Here is a 21,281-nt window from a genome sequence, read left to right on the forward strand (position 1 = left end):
AGACTGACGCGGGACCGGGTTCGACCAGCGGGCTCAGGCGCGACGCGGGCGGCCTCCCCGGCCGGCACCGGCCCGGGTCTGGCCGGTGACCTCAGGCGGTCGCGGACGGACCAGGACTCCCCGGGCGGCGCGGCCTCGGGCCCGGCCGGGGGCCTCAGGAGCGGGCGCCGGCGCGGACGGCGTCCTCGATCGGCGTGTCGCCGCCGACGAGCTCGAGTGTCCGCCCGGCGGTTCCGGGGGTGTCGAGCAGCGCGGCGATCACCCGAGCCACGTCGGCGCGGGTCACCGCGCCCCGCGGCACGGACTCCTCCAGCCGCACGCGGCCGGTCGCCGGGTCGTCGGTCAGCCGCCCCGGCCGCAGGATCGTCCAGTCCAGGTCGCGCCTGCGCAGGTCCTCCTCGGCCGCCGTCTTGGCCTCGATGTAGGCGGCCCAGACCTCGTCGCGACCGGGCTCCGGAGGCCGGCCGGCGCCCATCGAGGAGATCTGCACGAACCGGTGGACCCCGGCCCGCTCGGCCGCGTCGGCGAGCAGCACCGAGGCGGCGCGGTCCACCGTGTCCTTGCGGGCGGTGCCGCTGCCCGGCCCCGCGCCCGCCGCGAACACCACCGCGTCGGCCCGGTCCAGGTGCACCGCGACGTCCTCCAGGCTCGCGGACTCCAGGTCGCAGACCACCGGGGCGGCGCCGGTGCCCGCGACGTCGGCGGCGTGGTCCGGATTGCGGATCAGCCCGACGACGCCGTCACCGCGTGCCGCCAGCAGCTCTTCGAGGAGGAGGGCGATCTTGCCGTGCCCTCCGGCGATCACGATTCTCATGCGTTCCTCAACGCGCCGATGCGGCGACGCTCTTCCCCGGTGTCGCCGGTCTCACCCGATCTCCAGCACGATCTTCCCGCGGGTGTGCCCTTCGGCGCTCAGCCGCTGCGCCTCGGCCGCCTCGCCGAGCGGGAAGGTCCTGGCGACGGTGACGTTCAGCCGCCCGTCGTCGGCCAGTCCCGCGAGCGCGGCGAGATCGGTCGGATCCGGCCGGACGAAGACGTACCGTCCCCCGCGGTCCCGGACGGACGGGTCGACGATCGACGCCCAGCGTCCCTTGTCGGTCAGCAGCTCCGGCGTGACGTCGATGGCCTCCCCGCCCACGAGGTCGAGCGCGGCGCTCACCCCGGTCGGGGCCAGGCGGCGGACCTCGTCCGCGAGGCCGGGCCCGTACGCCACCGGCTCGGCGCCGAGCTCGCGCAGGTAGTCGTGGTTGTGCGGGCCGGCCGTGCCGATGACGCGGGCGCCCTTGGCCCGCGCGATCTGCACGGCGAACGAGCCGACGCCGCCCGACGCGTTGTGAATGAGCACCGTGTCGTCGGGAGTGACGGCCAGGGCCTTCGTGAGCGCCTGGTAGGCGGTCAGCCCGGCCAGCGGGATGCCCGCCGCCTCCGCCCAGGACAGCCTCTTCGGCTTGCGGCCGAGCGTGCGCACCGGTGCCGAGACCAGCTCGGCGTACGTGCCACGGCCGATGTGGTCCTCCCGGACGTAGCCCATGACCTCGTCCCCGGGCGAGAACTCGCTGACGGCCGGCCCGACCCGCTCGACCACGCCCGCCACGTCCCAGCCGGGGATGACGGGGAAGTCCGTGGCGAACAGACCGTCGAGGTTGCCCTCCCGGATCTTCCAGTCGACCGGGTTCACGCCGGCCGCCTTCACCCGGACCAGCACGAAGTCGGGTCCGACCTTCGGCTCGGGCACGTCGGTGAGCTCGAGTACGTCCGGGCCGCCGTATCGCTGCATCGTTATCGCTTTCACACATCCAGCCTTACCAGCGCCCGCTCGCTCACACCTCGACTATCGCCGGACCGCGCCGGGGAAGAGGTGCTTCGGGGGCGTGTCGATCCAGCCCGCCGTCCGCCACATCCGCAGGTACTGGCGGCGCCCGGCGCCATCCGGGGGTTCTTCCGGCCGGGCCGGATCACCACCGCGCGCGTCACCATGAGGAAGTCGCTCGACGGGCGGATGAGGAGCTGCCAGTCCAAGGTGCCGTACGCGGAGGTGCGCTCGGTCATCGCCACCCCGAGGGCGGGGCGGCCCAGCGGATCGCGGACCCGCCCGAGGCTGCGGACGCCCGGAAGCCCCGCGAGCATCCGGTAGATCGCCGCCCGGATCGGCGGCTCGGCGCAGGGCGTACGCGAGGACCCGCGCGTGATATCGCCGGAACATCGCCGTGAACCGATCCGCGTCCTCTTCATCGCTCATCTATGAGATCTCCGCATTCCGTCGTCGTCCGTCTCTTTAGGTCCGGCGGACCGGGGACGGTTACCACCCCGACCGGCCGGGCTTTTCGAACGGACCGCGGCGCGCGCCGGATCGCGGCGGACGAGGCCGGACCCCGGCGGGCCCGGGCATCGCCGGGTCGGCGGGGCGCCGCTCAGCGGAACCGCGTGTAGCCGGTGAGTCCCAGCAGGAGGAGCGCCGCCGGGCCCAGCACGACCAGCGCGGTGAGCAGGACGCCACGGCCGAGCTGGTACCCGAGGGGCACGAGCCGTTCGGGCCGTCCCGGGGCGCGCCACGGAACGCGTCCTTCCGCGCCGGCCCGGTCGTCGATCTCCCGGCCGGGCGAGTCCGCCTCCCGCCGCGCGGAATCCGCCTCCCCGCCGGGGAAGTTCGCTTCCCGGCGCGGGGAGTCCGGCTCGCGGCGCGGGGAGTCCGGCTCGCGGCGCGGGGGATCCGGCTCGCGGCGCGGGGAGTCCGCCGGCGTGCGCTCCCGTCCGTCGAGCGGCAGCCCGGCCGCCCAGCCGAACAGGTCGGCGAGCGCGGCCGGCGGGGTGTCGAGACCGGAGGCGAGATAACGCACCTGCCCGGCGGTGCGTTCGAGCGTGCGGATGGTGTTGCCGAGGCCGACCCCCTCCAGCCAGCCGCGCGCGTCCTCCTCGACGCCCCGGCCGATCGACGTCCGGCGCAGGACGTCGGCCTTGGTGACGACCACGGCGATGCGACGGTGACGGCCCTGGTCGTCGCGGGAGCGCAGATCGGCGAGCAGCCGCTGCAGCGTGTCGGCGGGGTCCTCCTCGGACGTCGCGGTGGCCTCCACCAGCAGCCGTTCCTCCCGGGACAGCGCGGGGCGCAGCTCCGGCAGGGCGAACGGGTCGATGACGAACAGCAGCGCCTCGCCGTGGTCGAGGTAGCGCAGCCGCTCGACTCGTGTCGCGCCGGTGTGCAGCTCACCGGCCGGGTCGAACAGGTAGAGGATCCGGTGGCCCGCCGGCAGGGTCACGTCCAGCATCATGGCGGCGGGCAGTTCGGGGCCGGTCTTGGCGAGGCGCCCGCCCGCGCCGAGCTCGGCCAGGGCGTCGGCGTACCCGCGGGCGTCCCGCGCCTCGACGAACTCCGCCCGGCCGCCGGCCGCGTCGGTGCCGGCGCGCAGTGCCCGTACCGCCAGGAACATCAGCGTCGTCTTGCCGGCGGCGGGGCCGCCGACGAACGGCAGCGGCTCGACCCGCGCCCGGCCGATCCGCGCGGGCAGGGGGCGTCCGCAGTGCGGGCAGTACGCGCTGAGCCGGAACCGGCCGAGCAGGATCGTCGTGGGCAGCCGGGCGCCGCACCGGCAGACGTGCCGGAACGCGCCCAGCCGGTTCGGCACCAGGTGGCGGTGCCGTGCGTGGCAGTTCGGGCAGGCGTACGCGGGCAACGCCAGCCGCTCGTAGCAGCCCGGATGCGGGCAGGCCAGCAGGATCCTGCGGTAGGCCGCCCACAGCCGCTCGACCGTCCCGAGCACCAGGACGCAGACCGACCAGGCGACGAGGCCGGCGCCCGCCACCGCCACGGTCACCACCGCGAAGGCCAGGGCGGCGACGGCCAGCGGCAGGGCGGCCAGCAGGATCCCCGCGCACAGCGCCAGCCAGATCGGGAAGACGGCGAGCCCCTGCGGGAGGCGGAGCATCCGCGCCGTCAGCGTGGTGACGGCCCGGCGCGCCTCCGCCAGGCACCAGGGGATCGTACGGCGCGTCAGCGTCCGGACGTCCCGCCAGACCTGGTCGAGGAGGTACTGCGGGTAGGCCGGGTCCGCCGCGTCGGCGGCCGGGCGCGGCACGGCGGAGGGCCCTTCCAGCCCGGTGGCCGTCAGGGTCCGCCACGTGACGAGGAAGAACCGGCCGATCCCGGCGCCCGTGGCCACCACCAGGGCGACGGGCACGGCGAACGGGACGACGAACACGAACTCGACCCACACCAGGCCGACCCAGAGGAAGAACAGCAGGGCGTAGACGACGGGCACCGTGTCACGCCCCCCGCCGGGCGCGCCGCCACGCCGCGGCCAGTCGCGGGTCGCGGTCGGTGAGCGCCGACTCGACCTGCCGCCGGGCGAACCTGCCCAGCGCGTTCGCCCACGCGTCGAGCGCCGCGACGGTCACGCCGGCCTCCGCGAGACGCGCCCCGACCTCCGCCAGGTCCGCGCGGCCGCGCCGGTCCAGGTCGGCCAGCCATGGCTCCAGCAGGCCGTCGCACACGGTGTCCGGCACCGCGGCGAGAACCCGGGCCCGCGCCGCGGGCGAGCGGCCGGCGAGGAACCGCGCGACGCCGGCCAGCGCGCGTTCGTGCAGCGGATCTCCCCGCCGCAGCGTGGTGAGGAACCGGGCCACGTCATCCTCGGACCCGGCCCGCAGCGTCCGCTCCAAGGTCAGGACCGTACGCGCGGGGCCGGCCAGCGTGGGCAGCCGGTCATGGATCAGCCGCGCGAGCCGTACGCCCTCCTCGGCGTCCAGCGGCACGCCGTCGAAGACCCGGCGCGGCAGGGCGCGCAGGACGGCGAACCGCCGCATCACCGGGCCCAGCCGCTCGACCAGCCACCGGCACTCCGGCACGGTCGGCGCCTCGGCCCACAGCACGCCGAGCAGGTCCTCGATGTCGGGCAGGCCGTGGGGTTCGAGTTCGACCAGCGCGGCGGTGGCCGTGAGGCGGTCGGCGCGCGCGGACAGCACCAGGCCTCCGGTGCGCGGGGCGCGCGTCCAGTCCTGATCGCCGAGCGCGGCGCACGCCTCAGGCGTGAGCATCGCCCGCCGGACCGCGGGGACGCTCGCCTCCAGTCCGGACACCAGCCCCTGGATCAGGGCCTTCCGCCAGAGCGGCGGAGTCGCCTCGACCGCTGCGGCCACGTCGCCGTCGCCCCGCCGCGCGCAGGCGGCCGCCGCGGCGGCCACGCACTCGGCGTCGACCGCGCCGTCCACCCGGACCGCCAGATCGACGAGCCCGGCGAGCGCGCGCAGGTCCGGCGCCTCGCTCATCGCCGTGCGGAAGTCCTCCGGGAGCCCGTCGCGCAGCCGTGTCCGGGTCAGCCGCGGCCGTACCGCCGGGTCGGCCAGGGCGAGGCGCACGCAGCGCTCGGCGGCCTCCGGCACCGCGTCCGCCAGGGCCTCCGCCAGGTCGAAGCCGACCGCGGGCAGGGTGGGGCGCAACGACGGCCAGACCCAGCCGGGCACTCCGCGGGCGCGGATCAGCGCGGCGGACACCGCCTGCTCCCCGGCGGAGACGGACGCGTCCCCCCGGCACAGCGCGAGCAGCGCCGCCGCGCCGTCGAGCGGGGAGACGTCGCCGTCCGTGACCCGGCCGGGGCGGCGCGAGTCCGGCGCCGTGACTCCGGGAACCTCGCCGCCCGGCGGCCGGCCGGGCGGATGGGAGCCCGCCACCACGCCTCCCGGCACCACGTCCCCCGAGACCTCACCGTCCGGCACCGGGCCGGGGCGAGCGGGGTCCGGTGCCGCCGCGTCATCGGGCGCGCAGATCAGCTCACCGACGGCGTCGATGCCGTCCAGGTCACCGGTCCGCCAGCATTCCGCGATCACCCGGGCGAACCGGCCCGGCCGTACGCCGTCCGGGATGAAGGGCCCGTCGAGGCGGAACCCGCCCTCCGGGCAGGCGGACGGGACCGTGCCGACGATGACGTGCGGCGCCGTGTCCGGGTCGGCCGCGTAGGTCGTGAACGACAGGTCGGCCGCGAGCGCCGCGGGCAGTGAGTACGACACGACGGCGATCCACCGGGCGACCACCTCGGCGTCCTCGGCGACGAGGACCACCCGGCCATGCCCGGCGTCCACCACCGCGGCAACGGCGTCGAGGAGCGCGGCGAGCCGCTCGTGCGCCTGTTCGCCTCCCAGCCGATCGAGGAGCGAGTCCGGGTCGAACGCCGTGCCGGGCGCCAGGACGGCCGGCGCCGCGTCATCCGCCGGCGCCGGACCGCCCGCCGCTCCCGGACCGTCGGCCGCCGCCGGATCGTCCGCGACGGGGGAGTCCCACAGGGGGGAGTCCCAGAACTCGATCGGCCGCAGACCCTCCATCTCCTCCGGTGTGGCCACGATCGCCTGCCCGAGGAAGTTGCCGTACCGGCCCGAGTAGTCGCGGCCGGTGTAGCGGCAGCGGGCCAGCACGAGGTACCCGTCCGCGCGGCCGTAGGTCAGCGCGGTGGGGAAGCCCGCCAGCTCCTCGGGGCCGGGTGCGGACGGCGCCCCCGGCGGCGGCCGGTACGCCATGGACGGCGTCACCGCGCCGACCACGCCGGGCGGCGTGCCCGGGGTCATGCCGACGAACTGGAAGCCGGACCGGCCCGTCGGGCCGCGCTCGGCCGAGGTGTAGGTCAGCCGCCAGATCATCCGCGGACCTCGTCGAGCATCCCGAACCGGTACAGCAGCCACAGCAGCGGGTCTTCGACGCGGTACGGGCGGATCCCCCCGGTGCCGACGGCGCCGTCGCGGGGCACGCCGCCGAGGGCGGACACCCCGAACAGGCCGTACTCGGCGTACTCGTGCCCCAGGTAGCGGTCGAGCTCGCCGGCCTGCCAGTCGTGCAGCAGCGCGCGCACCTGCTCGTGCACGGCCTCCCGGTCGTCCAGGTCGAGGACGTCGGACCGCTCGGGGTGGCGCTGCAGCGCTCCGTCGAGCGGCAAGGCGTCGATCTTGGTGAGGGCCACGGCGGCGGGGACCGGCAGCCGCCTGCCGTGCGGGACGTCCCGGCCCGCGCGCAGGAGTTCGGTGACCCGGGCGATGACGTTGACGGGGTCACCGTCGGGGTCGCCGTTCCCCGTCTTCAGCTCGATGGGGTCGACGAGGAAGATGATGGCGTCGGCCGCCGCGAGGTAGCGCAGGTGCAGGTCGGTGACGTCACGGCTGCGCAGGTCCTCGCCCGCCGTGTCGAACAGCACCAGTGTCAGGGACATGTCCCGCTGCCGCAGGCGGCGGCGCCGGGTCCGGGTGAGGAGGTACACCAGCGGATCGCGCGGGGTCGTCACGGCGCTGGCGGTGGCGGGCAGCAGCCGCCGCTCCCCGAACAGCGGCCGGTGGAAGTCGCGCTTGTAACGCTCGATCGTGCGGTCGTCACAGGCGACGAGCGAGGTGCCGAGCTCCGCGCCGATCCGGTGGGACAGCTCGTGCAGCAGCACCGCGATGTAGGTGCTCTTCCCGGAGTTCTTCGCGCCGACCAGAGCGACGATCTTCCCTGGCGTCTCGCAGTACGCCGCGGGCAGCGGGTTGTGACACTCCGGGCACGCGCGGCGCGCCGTGGTCTGCCCGCACTCGGGGCAGACGGCGCGGCGGGCCGGGGCCCGGCCGACCCGGAGCCGCGCCGCCGGCTCCGGCGGGCCGAACACGGGAGGCAGCGACGCGGCCGCCGCGGACCCGGTGTAGGCGGCCAGCCGCTCGTCGAGCCGCGGCGCGCAGCCGGGACCGCGTCCAGGACTGCCCGCGCACCGGAACGCGATCCGGTCGCGGTCCACTCTCGCGAAACAGTAGGGACAGGTGATCGACGGCATCAGCCCACTTTCAGGTGGCGGACCGGAGGGTCGCGCAGGTCGATTGTGTCGTCTTCGGCGAAGCAGCGCAGCCAGAACGGCCGGGGCAGGCGCGGCAGCGCGACCTCCAGGCGCGCGGGCACCTCCACGTCGTTCCAGGACATCACGGTCCGGCCGTCGCCGGGCCGCTGCGGCATGGGCCCCGACCGGGTCACGAGGACGAGCCGCCGCAGGCGTACGGGGGCGGCGGCGGACAGGGTGACGGTGAGCGGGCCGCGCAGGCGGGGGCGCCGCACCTCGTAGCCGACGGTCGTGCGGCCCGGCACCATCGTGGTCACGGGCGTGCCGGTGACCCGCCGTCCCTGCGCCGTACCCGCCGCGGCGACCTCGATCGTGACCGTCTCGTCCGGCGGCGCCGGGAGGCGCACGCCGCCGTGGGCGTCGTAGCCGGCGCGGCCGACGGGCAGGCGGCGCTCGTCGCCGGTGTCGGACCACCAGGCCACGTCGACCTCGGTGACGTCCGGCGGCCAGTCGAACCCCAGGATGATCACCTCGCCGCGCCGCTGGGCGACCAGCTCGCGCGGCGGCGTGAGACTCACGTGCTCACGGTGGTCGCCGATCGTGGCGAGGTCCCCGGCGACGGACACGGCCAGCAGCACGCCCGGGCCGGTTTCCACGGTGAGGCCGCCCGGAGCGGGCGCCGCGCGCAGGACCCGGCCGATGCGGCGGACGTCGTCCAGCGGCAGGGTCGTGCCGGGCGGCCAGGGCGGCGGCCCGTCCATCGCGACGAGCTCCACCTCGCCCTCGGCGGGCGGGTCGAAGGTGACGATGAGCCGCCCGGCGGGGTCGTGCTCGACGCCGAGCCCGGTCACGGGAGCGGGACGGGCGGCGGGCGTCGCGGCGGCGTGCACCCCGGCCGTCACGGTCTCCCGGCCGTCGGCGCCGAGGTACGCGGCGGCGATGCGGTAGTGGTAGGTCGTCCCGTTGCGCACGGTCTCGTCGCGGAAGCCCGTGCGCGCCGCCGGGACGGGCGTGCCGTCCCGGGTCACGATGACGCGGACGGCCTCGGGTGGGCAGGACCAGCGGCCCGCGACCACGCGGTCCGCGGCGGTCACGATGACGTCCGCCGGCTCCGGGCGTACGAGGACCGGCCCGGCGACCGCGGGCGCCGACGCCGCCGAGCCGCGTACGGCGAACACCGCGTAGTAGACGGGGGCGTTCAGCGGAGGCGCGGGGTCACGGGCGTGGGCGGCCTCCGCCGCGAGCCGCTCCCCGTCACCGGGATGCCGGGGGACCCGCCCCAGGCAGCGCAGCACGACGTACCCGATCTCGCCGACGCGTGACGGCGACGGCGACCAGGACAGCGCGACCGCGGCGCCGTCGACGGCCGCCTCGAGCCGCCCGGGCGCCTGCGGTGGCAGCCCGGCCTGCAGCTCGGCGGCGCCCGGCAGGTCGCCGACCAGCCGCAGCGCGTCGGCCAGCCGCAGCCACGCCCCGTCGGGATCGGACAGCAGGAGGGACGCCGCCTCCTGGCGCAGCGCCGTCGCCGCCGCCACCCGGCGGCGCGCCTCGTCCGCGAGGACCCGCGCGTCGCCCTCCGGCTCGCCCGCCTGCCCGGCCACCTCGGCCAGCTCGGCGGCCGCCTGGACCTCGCCGGCGTCGATGAGGTCGCGCAGCCGCGCGGTCAGGCCGCCCGTGGGAGCGGTCTCCCGCCGGATCGCGAAGACGAGCCGGCGCGCGTCGTCGCGGTCCACCCCGAGCTCCTCGACGGCGTACCGCAGCAGCGCGCCCTCCGAGGCCCGCTGCTGGTGCCGCTCGCGCAGCCGCGCCACCACGTCGTAGCGCACGAGCTCTCCCAGCCGGGCGCCGACCTGGCGCACCGCGACCAGGACCGTGTCGGCGTTCGTGCGGTTGCCGTCGTGCGGGTGCCGGCTCCACTGCTCGCCGACCCGCCGCGCCGCGGGCCGCAGGTCGGGGATCTCACCGAGGACGCGCCCGGCGCCCGGCTCACCGGTCAGGAACTCGCGCAGGTGGCGCGGGCCGAGGGCGTCCAGCGCGTCACGGGCCCGTGCGTACCCGGCGTAGGGCGGCGCGGCCGGCAGCGGGTCCGGCTCCCGGATCTCCACGCCGACGGCGCGGGCGACGTCCGCGGCCTCACCGCCGATCTCCCGCAGGTCGGCGGGCGACAGCATGCGCAGGTCCCCGGCGGCGTCCAGCAGCCGGTCCCGCAGGTCGGCGCGGCGGCGCGCGGCCCGGTCGCCCGCCGCGTCGATCTCGGCGCGCAACGGGGCCAGGTCGCCCGCCGCCGCCCGCTCGAACAGCGGCGCGAGCCTCAGGTGCTCGCCCTCCAGGCGGTCGACCAGCCGGCGGAACCGCAGCCGGCCCCGCGCCTTGCGCCAGCAGGTGCGGACCTGCTTGACCCGGTCGGCCACCTCGCGGGGGACGAGCGGGTCCGGCAGGGCGTAGCGCAGGCGCAGGTCGTCGGGCGGCTGGTCCCCGGCCGCCCGGGCGGGCTCCAGCACCTCACGGACGTAGCGCCGTTCGTCAAAGACCACTAGTCGACGCGTATGCCGGCCAGGTCGGTGCGCGACTGGTGCACCTCTTCCTCGGACATTCCGCCGACCCGCACCTCGAGCGTCAGCTCCTCGGCGGTCTCCTTCTCCACGGCCGTGACGTGCAGCAGCCCGGAGGTGTCGAGGGCGAACGTCACCTCGATGGGCCAGCCGGCGGGCTTGCCGGGCGGGATCTTCAGCTCGCCGTCGGCGATCGGCGTGTTGTGGGCCACCTCGGTCGACTCCGCGCTGCCCGCCTGCTCGACCACGATGATCTTCACGATCGTCTGGTCCTCCTCGATCGTCCCGAACTCGCGGGTCTTGCCGCGCGGGAGCGCGTCGTTGGCGTGCACCAGGTGGACGACGTGCTCCTGCTCGGTGTCCGGGTCGAGCGCGATGACGCCGAACGCGCGGGAGGCCACGGTCGTGATCTGCCGGGCCGCCATCCGCTCCTGCTCGCTCTCGGACAGGCCGGCCCGGGTCGCCAGGTCCAGGGCCTTGTCCGTCTCGCCCTTGGCCAGGAGCTGCCGGTAGGTCTCCTCGAAGGCGTACAGCGCGGCGCCCTTGGCGACCGCCAGGTCGGGGTCCTGCAGCCGGGGGCTCAGCGCCAGCTCGTCGGCCAGCCGCCGCTGCACGGCGGGCATCTTCGTGGAGCCGCCGACGAGCACGAGGTCGTCGTAGTCGGACACGCCCTTCCCGGCCGCGGTGGCGAGCGTACGGCCGGTGATCTCGATGGTCCGGTCGAGCAGGTCCTTGGTGATCTCCTCGAACTTCTCCCGGGTCAGCTCGACGGTGGCGACCCGGCCCTCGTGCATGACGCGGACGACGTGCCGGGTGCGCAGCGACAGGGCCTTCTTGGCCTCCTCCGCGTCGTGCCGCAGCTGCTGCTCGGTGTGCTTGTCGTCGAGGGGGTCGCCGACGTCGGGGTGCTCCTCGGCGAACCGGCCGGCGAGGTACTCGACGAGCCGGGCGTCCCAGTCGGCGCCGCCGAGCTCGTGGTCGCCGTCGGTGCAGACGACGGAGATGTCGCCCCCGCGCAGGGTGATGACGGTCGTGTCGAAGGTGCCGCCGCCGAGGTCGTACACCAGGATCGTGCGGTCCGCGGACCCGGCGCCGTCCTTCTCCTCGTCGGCCGCCGTCGCGGGGTTGAGCACCCCGTACGTGATGGCGGCGGCGATCGGCTCGGAGATGATGTCGATGACGTTGAGCCCGGCGATGCGGCCCGCCTTGCGGGTGGCGTCCCGCTCAGCGGCCCCGAAGTAGGCCGGCACCGTGATGACGACGTCGCGGACGTCCTCGCCCGTCGTGGCGGTCGCGTCGGCCACCAGCTTGCGCAGGACGAACGCGGAGATCTCCTCGGGGGAGTAGTCCCGCTCGTGCAGCTCGCGCGGCACCTCGTGGCCCATGTCCCGCTTGATCAGGCTGACCACCAGGTCGGGGAACAGCACGGCGGTGTCCTTCGCCGGCGCGCCGACGACGACGTTGTCGGCGGATTCGAAGTAGACGACCGACGGCGTCGTGTCGGTGCCCTCCATGTTGCGCAGCACGGCCGGGCGGCCGACGTCGTCGACGCGCGCGATGCACGAGTGGGTCGTGCCCAGGTCGATACCGTAGACAGCCATCTCATTCTCCTCCGACGGGTTCGGCCGCCATCCGGGCGACGATCACCTCGGCGCGTCGTGCGATCCGGTCACCGCGGACGAAGCCGGCCCGTTGCACCCTGGCCACCGTGCCGTCGAGCTCCGCGTCGTCCACGTCCTGGGTGCCGGCCGGGCGGTGCCGCGCCGGGTCGAACGCCTCACCGGTCTCCACGGGCATCGGCTCCACGCCGGTGCGCGCGAGGATCTCGGCCAGCTCCTCGGCGATCGCCGCGAGCAGCACCGGCGTGTGGGCGGGGTCCACCGTCTCCCGCTCGGCCTCCCGCCGGACCAGGTCGTACAGGCGGTACAGCGCAGCGCGCACCGGCTCGAACGCGGTCTGCAGCTCACCGTGGCGCAGCCGCTGGTTGTCCTCGTGCAGCCGGTCGATGACGCGCTCTCGGTGCGCCGCCCGCTCGTGCTCCCTGCCGACGGTCTCGGTCAGGCCGGCCAGCAGCGACCGGATCTCCTCGAGCGACACCGCGACGCGCCGGCCGGGCTCGTCCGACGCCGGCTCGTCGGCCGGCGGTTCACCGGCCGGGGACGTGTCCGCCGCCGGCGCGCGCCCGGGGCGCCGGCGCCGGGGCGCGCGGGAGTGCCCGGGGGCGGGCGGCGGAGGGCCGGCCTCCTCGGCGGGAGGGTCGTTCGGCACCCCGGCGGACCGGCCCGGGTCGCCGGCCGGCGGGGAGCCGCTCCCGCCGCGGGGGGACTCGGGGTCAACGGGCATGGCCTCGCACCATAACTCTGAGTGAGCAGGGACGTCAGCCCATTGTCTCCATCACCGGAAGCGGGCACCACCCTTCCGGGCAGTTCGATGTCCCCGCCCGTCACTTTTCCGCGCCCGTCGACCCGGCATTAACCCCCAGACCTGGCGTTAATCACAGAGAGTGATAAACGGCCTGTTGAACGTCTTACTCCTCGAATTCGGGCATGTTGCGTACGGCGTGCCCGCGCCGCTGCGCGGCTGCCGCAGCAGACAACGTTCGCCCCGTTGACGACGGTGTGGGGGCGGTCGGTGGCGTGTTCGTTCCGCCGGATGAACGCCGCGCCAAATGACCTTATTGGTGTCATGGCCGGGATTGTCCGGTGGCCCTGGCTGGGCCGGTGTTTCCCGGGGGCGCGGGTTTTGTCGTAGGCACCTGCTGTAATCGTCTCGTGCCTCGACGTGTCGACCCGGATGCTCCCCGGACGGTGTTGCGCACCGCCCGGGTCGGCCTGCGCCTCGCCCCCGCCCAGCGACGGCGCTGCTTCGGCCTGCTGGTCGCCGCCGGGGACGTGTGGGCCTGCGTCCTGGACATGAACCGGTGGCGACGCCAACGCGGCCTGCCAGCCATCGTGGGGTATCAGGCGTTGTGCCGGGAGTTGTCGGCGGCAGGGCCGGGCACCTTCGGCGACCTTGACACCACCGGAGCGCGGTCGGTGCTGCGCCGGTACAGCGATGCGTGGTTCGCCGCCGCCAAACGCCGCACCGGCGGCGATGTCTCCGCGCGGTTCCCGCGCCGTAAACGGCGTCTGATGCCGGTGCGGTATTACCACGGCACCTTCACCCTCACCGGCCGGCACCTGCGGCTCCCCGTCGCCCGCGGTCGCCCGCCGCTGTGGGTCCGCCTGGACCGGGACCCGCCCTACCCGGCCGAACAGGTCCGCTCGGTCACGTTGCTCAACGAGGGTGCCCGGTTGTTCGTCGAGGTGACCGCCGAAGTCCCTGTCGCCACCTACCCGCCCGGCCACGAACCCGACCCTGAGCGTGTGGCGGGCGTGGATCTGGGGGTGATCCACCCGTATGCGGTGGCCGGACCCGGCGGGGAGGGTTTGTTGGTGTCGGGGCGGGCGCTGCGCGCCGAGGCCCACCTGCACCTCAAAGATGCCAAGTACCGGCGCCGTGCCGTCGCCCGGCGCGCGCCGAGACCGGGGCAGGCGGGGTCGCGGCGGTGGCGTAAGTACCGTGCCCGTCAGCGCAAGCTCGAAGCCCGGCACAAACGCCGGATCAAACAGGCCCAGCACGAGGCCGCCAAACAGGTCATCGAATGGGCCGTTACACGGCGGATCGGAACCTTAAGGGTCGGCGATCCCCGCGGGGTCCTGGAGTTGAAGGCGGGGCGGCGGCACAACCAGCGGCTGCGGGACTGGCGGCCCGGCTACCTGATCCGCTGCCTCAAAGACAAGGCCGAGCAGGCCGGGATCCGTCTTGAGCTGGTCGATGAGCGTGGGTCGTCTTCGACCTGCCCGGTGTGCGGGCGGCGGGTCCCTAAACCCGTTGGCCGTCGCTTCCGTTGTATGCATTGTGGTTTCAGCGGGCACCGCGACTTGGTCGGCGGCGCCAACATCGCCCGGCGTGGTCCGGGCGACACCATCACCACCGACACCGACACCGAGGATCGGTTTCCGGTGGTGATCACGCACCGTCGAGCCGGACGGCACCTGCCCGGTGCCGGACCGGCACGGCGTGACCCCAGACGACGCCCCCATCACGGCACCGCCCACAGGTCCCCTGGCCGGCCGAGGCCCGCCCCACCACCCCCGGCGGGGAGTCGCTCGCCCACAGCGAGGATCAACCAACACGGTCACCACACGACCAACGTTGATTGAAACGGCACTAGCGGATGACCGCGCCGGCCTGGCGCTGGCGCTCGGCCATCACGGACAGGACATGCTCCACGAGGGCGATCAGGACCTGCTTGCCGGACTCGCGCCGACGCACGTCGCACAGAATGATCGGGACCCGGGGGTCCAGGTCCAGCGCGGCGCGGATCTCCTCGGTGTCGTACTGGATCGCGCCGTCGAAGCAGTTGACGCCCACGATGAACGGCAGCCGCCGCCGCTCGAAGTAGTCGATGGAGGGGAAGGAGTCGGCGAGGCGGCGGGTGTCGGCGAGGACGACCGCGCCGAGGGCGCCGAGGGCGAGCTCGTCCCACATGAACCAGAACCGGTCCTGGCCGGGAGTGCCGAACAGGTACAGGACGAGGCCGTCTCGGATGGTGATGCGGCCGAAGTCCATCGCCACGGTGGTCGTGGTCTTGCGCTCCACGCCGGAGGTGTCGTCGATGCCGACGCTGCGGTCCGTCAGTTGTTCCTCGGTCCGCAGCGGCTTGATCTCGCTGACGGCGCCCACCAGGGTCGTCTTTCCCACGCCGAATCCGCCCGCGACGAGGATCTTCACGGCGAGCGGCATGGCGGCAGCGCCCCGTGAGGGGTCAGAGCGCCTGGAGTCCATTGAGCACTTCCTTCAAAACCCGTTCGTTGGGAAGACGGTTCTCTGTTTCAGGACGGCGTACGACGATCAGCCCGAGATCGAGCAGGTCTCCCAGCAGGACCCGCACGACGCCCAGGGGGAGTTTCAGCTTCGCCGAGATCTCCGCCACCGAGAGCGGGCGCACGCACAGGTCGAGGATGGCGACGTGCTCCGGGCCGGCGTTCGGCGGAGCGAACGTCGACGTCGCCGCCGTCGCGATGATCGCGATCAGGTCGAAACCCTCACGCGAGGCCCTGGTCCGGCCTCGCGTGAGAGCGTAGGGCCGGACCACCGGCCCTGCTTCGTCGTCGAGCCATTCGCTCATTCAGCCGTCCCGCCTCGTGGGCCGTCGTGGGGAGGGCGACATCGCCGGGTGTCCGTTGTGTTGTCCTCGCACGATCACTCGGCCTCACGATTCCACGGCTGAGCGAGGCAGGGTCGACATGTGCTGGCCGACCCGCTTGACCAGCATCGCCATCTCGTAGGCGATCATACCGACGTCGGCGTCGGCTCCCGCGAGCACCGCGAGGCAGGCGCCCGAGCCGGCCGCCGTGACGAACAGGAAGGCGTTGTCCATCTCGACGATCGTCTGGCGCACGCCGCCGCCGCCGAACTGGCGTCCGGCGCTCCGGGCGAGGCTCTGGAAGCTCGCCGCGACCGCCGAGAGGTGCTCGGCGTCCTCCCGGGTGAGGCCGGCGGATGCGCCGACCAGCAGGCCGTCGCTGGAGAGCACCACCGCCTGCCGCACCTGGGCGACGCGGTTGACGAGGCTGTCCAGCAGCCAGTTGAGTTCCCCCGCAGAACCCGCTGACATCAGATGTCCTCCTCTTCGTGATGGGTGGCGGTCTGCTCGGCGTCCGAGCGGCCGCGCAGCCATCCCTTCTGAATCGAGCTCAGCATGGTGCGGAGCTCCTCCGGCGAACGCTCATTGCTGGTCGCATTGTTCACGGGCTCGACCTCTTCGCGAAGCTGGGGGGCCAGGTTCGCCTGCCGGACCCGGCGCGGCAGGGCCGGCCTGGTCCCGGAGGTCCCGGACCCTGCGGTCGCGGATCCGGAGGTCGCGCCGGGCGACGCGGTGGTCTCGGGAGAAGCGGTGTCCGCGGGCTCTTCGGCCGGGTCGAACAGGGAACGGCCCGGTGACGGCGCTCCGCCGAACCGGCTCGGGAGCGGTGGCCGCTCCTCGGAGGACCCGCCGCGGCGGGTCGGCAGCGGCGGCCGGTCACTGCCGGAGCCCGCGCCGGGCAACGGCCACTGGCCGCTCGGCGTGTCCGTCCGCGTACCGCCCAGGCCCGTGCCGCCGCTGTCGTACGACGACGCGCCGGGGGAGTACCCGCCCGTTCCGGACGAGTAGCCGCTCCCGATCTCGTTGTCGTCGGTCTCCTGCGGCTCCTCGCCGTACGCGGAGGGGACGGCGTCGTAGCCGCCGAGGCCCGTGGAGTACGTGCCCGGCTCGTATCCGGCGGCCGGGAACGAGCCCGTGTCGGATCCGGCGGTGGGGAACGACCCCGTGCCGGCTCCCGCGTCCTGGCCCGTGGAGTCCTGGGACCGGGAGCCGGTGCCGTACGGCTTCGCGTCGTACGGGCCGGTGCTGTAGGTGGCCTGCCCGCCGGTGTCGGAACGACGCTGGGGGAGCGGCGGCCGGTCGCCCCGGATCGCCTGAATGGGGCCGGTGATCGGGCCTGTGATCGGGCCGCCGTCCGTGGGGGCCGGGCCGCCGATGGCGCCGATCGGGACCAGCGCCTCCTCGCCGCGCCGGGTGGTGGCGGGCGGGCCGGCCTCCAGCTCGGGCCGCTCGTCGCCGCGGGCGACGACCGTGTCGGGCAGCAGGACGATCGCCGTGGTCCCGCCGTACGGCGAGGTGCGGAGTGTGACCTGGACCTGGTGCCGCTGGGCCAGCCGGCCGACGACGAACAGGCCGAGCTGGGCGCTGTTGGACAGGTCGAAGTCCGGCGGGTTCGTCAGCCGCTCGTTGGCGCGGTCGAGGCTGGCCTGGTCCATGCTCAGGCCGCGGTCCTCCACCTCGAAGGCGAAGCCATGCGCCACGATCTGGCCGGTGACCTGGACGGTCGTGTCCGGCGGGGAGTAGAGCGTGGCGTTCTCGATGAGCTCGGCGAGCAGGTGGATGAGGTCGGCGACGGCGGGGCCGGGGACGGCCACGCGGGGCATGGCCGCCACGGTGACCCGTGCGTAGTCCTCCACCTCGGCGGCGGCGGCGCGGGCGACGTCGACGACCGGGACCGGGTTGCGCCAGCCGCGGCCGGGCGCCTGCCCGGACAGGATGATGAGGCCTTCCGCGTGGCGGCGCATGCGGGTCGCGAGGTGGTCGAGGCGGAACAGGTCGTCCAGCTCGTCCGGCTCGGTGACCCGGCGCTCCATGGAGTCCAGCAGGCTGAGCTGGCGGTGCAGCAGCGCTTGGTTGCGGCGCGCCAGGTTCAGGAAGACCTCGCTGATGCTGCGGCGCAGCCCGGCCTCCTCGACCGCGCCCTGGATCGCGGTGCGGCGGGCGGCGTTGAACGCCTGGCCGACCTGGTCGATCTCCTGGGTGCCGAAGGACAGCGGCGGTGCCTCGGCGGCGACGTCGACGTCGTCACCGCGGCGCAGCCGGCGGATGACGCTGGGCAGCCGCTCGTTGGCCAGGTCGAGGGCGGCGCGGCGCAGGCCGGTCAGGTCACGGACGACCGAGCGGCCGACCCAGAGCGACAGGATGAGCGAGGCGATGACCGCGACGAGACCGAGGGCGCCGGCCAGCGCGACGTTCCGGATGATGCCGTCCGAGACGGGCTTGGCGCGCTCGGCGGCGCTCGCGGTCGACGACAGCTCGAGGCCGCGCAGCCGCGTGATGATGGAGCTGACCTTGATCTTCCACTTGATGTCCATGCCGGCCAGCGGCTTCGCGGCGGCCTTGCCGGCCATGCCCGCGTGGGGCTGCTGCGGCATGTTGTCGGTGAACTGGTCCTCCAGCGCCTGCAGGCCGGTGTACTCGGGCGTCGAGACGATCCGCTGGTAGTAGGCGCGGTCGGCGGGCCGCAGGTCGGGGATGATCTGGTCGTAGAGCTCGCGCTGGGTCCCGACGAGCTTGGTGAACTCCACGTGCTCGGAGAACGTCAGGCGGCCGGTGGCCAGCGCGCCGGCCAGCAGCGCGTCCTCCTGGGAGAGGACCTCGCGCGCTCGCGCCAGGGCGACCTCGTTCTTGGCGTCCTTGGTGACGTCCGGATCGCTCAGGGTCGACAGAGACGACTGCAGGGAGATGACGTCGGCGATCGTGTCGGTGTAGTCGTTGAACGCCTGCATGCGGCTTTCCTTGCCGCTGTCGATCGCCCGGCGCTTGGTCTGCAGACTGTCGAGGTGCACGAGCACCTCGTGCGTCCACTGCCGCGCCTGGGCGTTCGCGTCCTTCTGTGCGCCCGGGTCGGTGGCCAGCCGCCGGAACAGGTCGGCCTGCCGGTCGGTGACGAGGCGGCCGGACTCCATCGACGCCCGGTCACCCGCCGACTTGGTGGCCAGGAAGACCACCGCCAACCGGCGCTCCTGCTCCAGGGCGCTGCCCAGACCCCCGGAGGGGTAGTTCAGATGGTCCTGGATCGTGTTGACATGTCGCAGGTTCAGGCCGTCGCCCAGGGTGATGCTCGCCGCGAACACCCACAAGGTGCTGAGTGACACCAACGGGACGATGAGCAGCAGAACTATCTTGAAGCGGACTGACCTGAAGATGCGGCCGACCCTGGACCGGGACGACCGCCGACTGACATCTGATCCCACGCGTCGGTCCTTAGATTGCACCGCGACAGGCTCGACTTTCAGTGAGGCGGGGGAAACACCGTGTGAACGCGCGGAACTCTACTAGACATCACGGCGCACACTGGCCGCCTCTGTAAATATCGGGCATCAAACTCCTGGGCGCGGGAGGGTGAACAGTACGCCTTTCGGGACGAATAACTGCAGGTAGAAGCGTACTTATCGCACTAAGCATCTCGGGTCGGTCCCAGAACCGGATTTCGGACGATCGGTGACAAGGACTCCGCATCCTCCGCCGGACACCCCTAGAATCCGCGATCGTGATCCATGACGACCAGCCCCCGGAGACGCTCCCCGTACGTGGACGCTCGCCGCTACCCGGCGGGCGTCACCGCCGGCCGGGCAGCGGTGATCTTCCCCCCGACGCACCGGTCCTCGTTCTGGCGGTACCCGGAACGGCCCCGGACACCGGCGACGAGATCGCGCGGTTCATCCGCACGTCCCGTACCGACATCGACATCCGGGTCGCAGCCATCGCCGGTCCCGCGTTCGCGGAGGTCCTGCGCGGCCTGCCCGAGGGCCGGTCGGCGGTCGTGGTCCCCCTGGTCACCGGCCCGCACCCGCAGATCTACCAGGCCATCAACACGGTGGTCGCGGAGACCGGCGCGCGGGTGACCGTCACCGATCCGCTCGGCCCCCACCCGCTGCTGGCCGAGGCGCTGCACGTGCGGCTCGCGGACAGCGGCCTGGCGCGCGCCGACCGGATCCGGCAGTTCAGCATCGGCGCGTCCGTCGACGGCGTCGTCGTCGCCACGGTCGGCGGCGACCCGGCCGTCCGGGAGGCCGACATGACCGCCGTCCTCCTCGCCGCGCGGCTCGCCGTCCCCGTCGTCGCGGCGTCCATCGACGGCCGTCCGACGGTGTCCGACGCCGTCTCACGGCTGCGCGAGTCCGGCGGTCAGCGCATCGCCATCGCCCCGTTCGTCATCGGACCGGAGATCGACTTCGAGCGCCTCGCCAAGCTCGCGAGCGACGCCGGCCTCGGCTGCGCCGAGCCGCTGGGCGCCCACTCCTCGGTGGTGCGCCTCGTCAACCTGCGCTACGAGGTCGCCCTGGACGAGGAGTTGTCATGAGGTTCACCGGAGCGCGGGGCCGTACGGCTCGCGGGTCCATGAGGTTCGTTCCGAAGGCGAAGTCCTTCACCAGGCTCGCCTGCGCCGCGGCGGTCGTGCTGGCCGCGGCCGGGTGCGGCGGCGGTTCGGGCGGCGCCAAGGCCCAGGCGGTGCCGCACCTGCCCGTGCAGCAGGAGATCGGGGCCTCCGAGGGCCGGCTCAACCTGGTGATCTGGGCCGGGTACGCCGAGGACGGCTCCACCGACAAGCACGTCGACTGGGTGCACGCCTTCCAGAGGAAGACCGGCTGCAAGGTCAACGCGAAGGTCGCCGACACGTCCGACTCGATGTACGCCCTGATGAAGACCGGGCAGTACGACGGCGTCTCGGCCTCCGGCGACTCGTCGCTGCGGCTCATCTACGGCGGCCTGGTCGCGCCGGTCAACACCAACCTGCTGAAGAACTACCGCGACATCCCGTCGTACCTGAAGAACCAGCCGTACAACTCGATCAAGGGCCAGATGTACGGCGCGCCGCACGGCTACGGCGCGAACTACCTGACGTACCGCACGGACAAGATCCAGAACACGCCCGCGTCCTGGAGCATCGTCTGGGACAAGGGCAGCGCCGCCGCGGACCACGTCGTCGCGTACGACTCGCCGATCTACATCGCCGACGCCGCGCTCTACCTGAAGGCGCACCGTCCGGACCTGAAGATCACCGACGTGTACGAGCTCTCCCAGAAGCAGTTCGACGCCGCCGTCGACCTGCTCAAGCAGCAGCGCCCGAACGTCAACCAGTACTGGTCGAACTACCTCGACGAGGTCGAGGCGTTCAAGGCCGGCGACAACTACGCGGGCACGGCCTGGCAGGTGACCGCGAACCTCGCCAAGACGGAGAAGGCGCCGATCGGCACCACAATCCCGTCGGAGGGCGCCACCGGGTGGTCGGACACCTGGATGATCGCGGCCCACGCCGAGCACCCGAACTGCATGTACAAGTGGATGAACTGGATCGAGTCGCCCAAGGTGCAGGCCGCGGTGGCGCAATGGTTCGGTGAGGCCCCGGCCAACCCGAAGGCCTGCAAATACGCCGCCAAGGGCTTCTGCACGCAGTTCCGCGTGGGCGACGTCGACTTCTACAAGCGTCTTGCGTTCTGGAAGACTCCGGTCGCAGACTGTGGTGATTCTCGCGGAACGAGTTGCGTCGACTACTCGAAGTGGACGGAACTCTGGACGCAGATCAAGGGATAGATG

15 protein-coding genes are annotated in these 21,281 nt (G+C 73.7%); 3 read left to right on the forward strand and 12 right to left on the reverse strand.

Annotation, left to right across the window (positions count from 1 at the left end; genetic code table 11):
• Positions 1-154: 154 nt before the first annotated feature.
• From NDW01_RS14725 to NDW01_RS14760, 8 genes are all read right to left on the reverse strand, one after another.
• Positions 155-814, reverse strand: coding sequence for an SDR family oxidoreductase (locus NDW01_RS14725; protein WP_252820835.1), 660 nt, complete (start codon positions 812-814; stop codon positions 155-157).
• Between the two features lie 51 nt (positions 815-865).
• Positions 866-1,792: an NADP-dependent oxidoreductase gene (locus NDW01_RS14730; protein ID WP_252820837.1), complete on the reverse strand. Its 927-nt coding sequence runs from the start codon at positions 1,790-1,792 to the stop codon at positions 866-868.
• A gap of 619 nt (positions 1,793-2,411) precedes the next feature.
• Positions 2,412-4,256 carry a zinc ribbon domain-containing protein gene (locus NDW01_RS14735; RefSeq protein ID WP_252820839.1) on the reverse strand — a complete coding sequence of 615 codons (1,845 nt, stop codon included), beginning with the start codon at positions 4,254-4,256 and terminating at the stop codon, positions 2,412-2,414.
• A gap of 4 nt (positions 4,257-4,260) precedes the next feature.
• On the reverse strand, positions 4,261-6,624 hold the full coding sequence (locus NDW01_RS14740) for a GAP1-N2 domain-containing protein (protein ID WP_252820841.1): 2,364 nt from the start codon (positions 6,622-6,624) through the stop codon (positions 4,261-4,263).
• Positions 6,621-7,742 (reverse strand): TRAFAC clade GTPase domain-containing protein, encoded by a 1,122-nt coding sequence (locus NDW01_RS14745; RefSeq protein WP_252820843.1) that lies wholly within the window; start codon positions 7,740-7,742, stop codon positions 6,621-6,623. Before NDW01_RS14745 ends, NDW01_RS14740 begins: the two co-directional genes overlap by 4 nt.
• Before the next feature lie 35 nt (positions 7,743-7,777).
• Entirely contained in the window at positions 7,778-10,312 is a 2,535-nt protein-coding gene (locus NDW01_RS14750; RefSeq protein WP_252820844.1) for a hypothetical protein, read from the reverse strand.
• On the reverse strand, positions 10,312-11,931 hold the full coding sequence (locus NDW01_RS14755) for an Hsp70 family protein (RefSeq protein WP_252820846.1): 1,620 nt from the start codon (positions 11,929-11,931) through the stop codon (positions 10,312-10,314). The genes NDW01_RS14750 and NDW01_RS14755 overlap by 1 nt, the downstream gene beginning before the upstream one ends.
• 1 nt (position 11,932) lies before the next feature.
• Entirely contained in the window at positions 11,933-12,673 is a 741-nt protein-coding gene (locus tag NDW01_RS14760; protein ID WP_252820848.1) for a nucleotide exchange factor GrpE, read from the reverse strand.
• A gap of 359 nt (positions 12,674-13,032) precedes the next feature.
• Here NDW01_RS14760 and NDW01_RS14765 point away from each other — a divergent pair, with 359 nt between their 5' ends.
• Positions 13,033-14,535, forward strand: coding sequence for an RNA-guided endonuclease InsQ/TnpB family protein (locus NDW01_RS14765; RefSeq protein ID WP_252820850.1), 1,503 nt, complete (start codon positions 13,033-13,035; stop codon positions 14,533-14,535).
• A gap of 7 nt (positions 14,536-14,542) precedes the next feature.
• Here NDW01_RS14765 and NDW01_RS14770 read toward each other — a convergent pair whose 3' ends face one another.
• The 4 genes from NDW01_RS14770 to NDW01_RS14785 form a co-directional block, all read right to left on the reverse strand.
• Complete coding sequence (locus tag NDW01_RS14770) at positions 14,543-15,160, reverse strand: GTP-binding protein (protein WP_252778215.1); 618 nt, start codon at positions 15,158-15,160, stop codon at positions 14,543-14,545.
• A complete protein-coding gene (locus NDW01_RS14775; protein ID WP_252778214.1) occupies positions 15,141-15,503 on the reverse strand; it encodes a DUF742 domain-containing protein in 363 nt (120 codons plus the stop codon). Before NDW01_RS14775 ends, NDW01_RS14770 begins: the two co-directional genes overlap by 20 nt.
• Before the next feature lie 84 nt (positions 15,504-15,587).
• The gene (locus tag NDW01_RS14780) at positions 15,588-15,992 is read right to left on the reverse strand and encodes a roadblock/LC7 domain-containing protein (protein ID WP_252778213.1); all 405 of its coding nucleotides are present in this window, start codon (positions 15,990-15,992) and stop codon (positions 15,588-15,590) included.
• Entirely contained in the window at positions 15,992-18,838 is a 2,847-nt protein-coding gene (locus NDW01_RS14785) for a nitrate- and nitrite sensing domain-containing protein (protein WP_252820853.1), read from the reverse strand. The genes NDW01_RS14780 and NDW01_RS14785 overlap by 1 nt, the downstream gene beginning before the upstream one ends.
• Before the next feature lie 395 nt (positions 18,839-19,233).
• Here NDW01_RS14785 and NDW01_RS14790 point away from each other — a divergent pair, with 395 nt between their 5' ends.
• Both NDW01_RS14790 and NDW01_RS14795 read left to right on the forward strand, forming a co-directional pair.
• Positions 19,234-20,046 carry a sirohydrochlorin chelatase gene (locus NDW01_RS14790; RefSeq protein WP_252820854.1) on the forward strand — a complete coding sequence of 271 codons (813 nt, stop codon included), beginning with the start codon at positions 19,234-19,236 and terminating at the stop codon, positions 20,044-20,046.
• Positions 20,043-21,278 carry an ABC transporter substrate-binding protein gene (locus tag NDW01_RS14795; RefSeq protein ID WP_252820855.1) on the forward strand — a complete coding sequence of 412 codons (1,236 nt, stop codon included), beginning with the start codon at positions 20,043-20,045 and terminating at the stop codon, positions 21,276-21,278. Before NDW01_RS14790 ends, NDW01_RS14795 begins: the two co-directional genes overlap by 4 nt.
• Positions 21,279-21,281 lie beyond the last annotated feature (3 nt).

Origin of the sequence: Actinoallomurus soli, assembly GCF_024055715.1 — a bacterium.
GTDB classification, from domain to species: domain Bacteria; phylum Actinomycetota; class Actinomycetes; order Streptosporangiales; family Streptosporangiaceae; genus Actinoallomurus; species Actinoallomurus soli.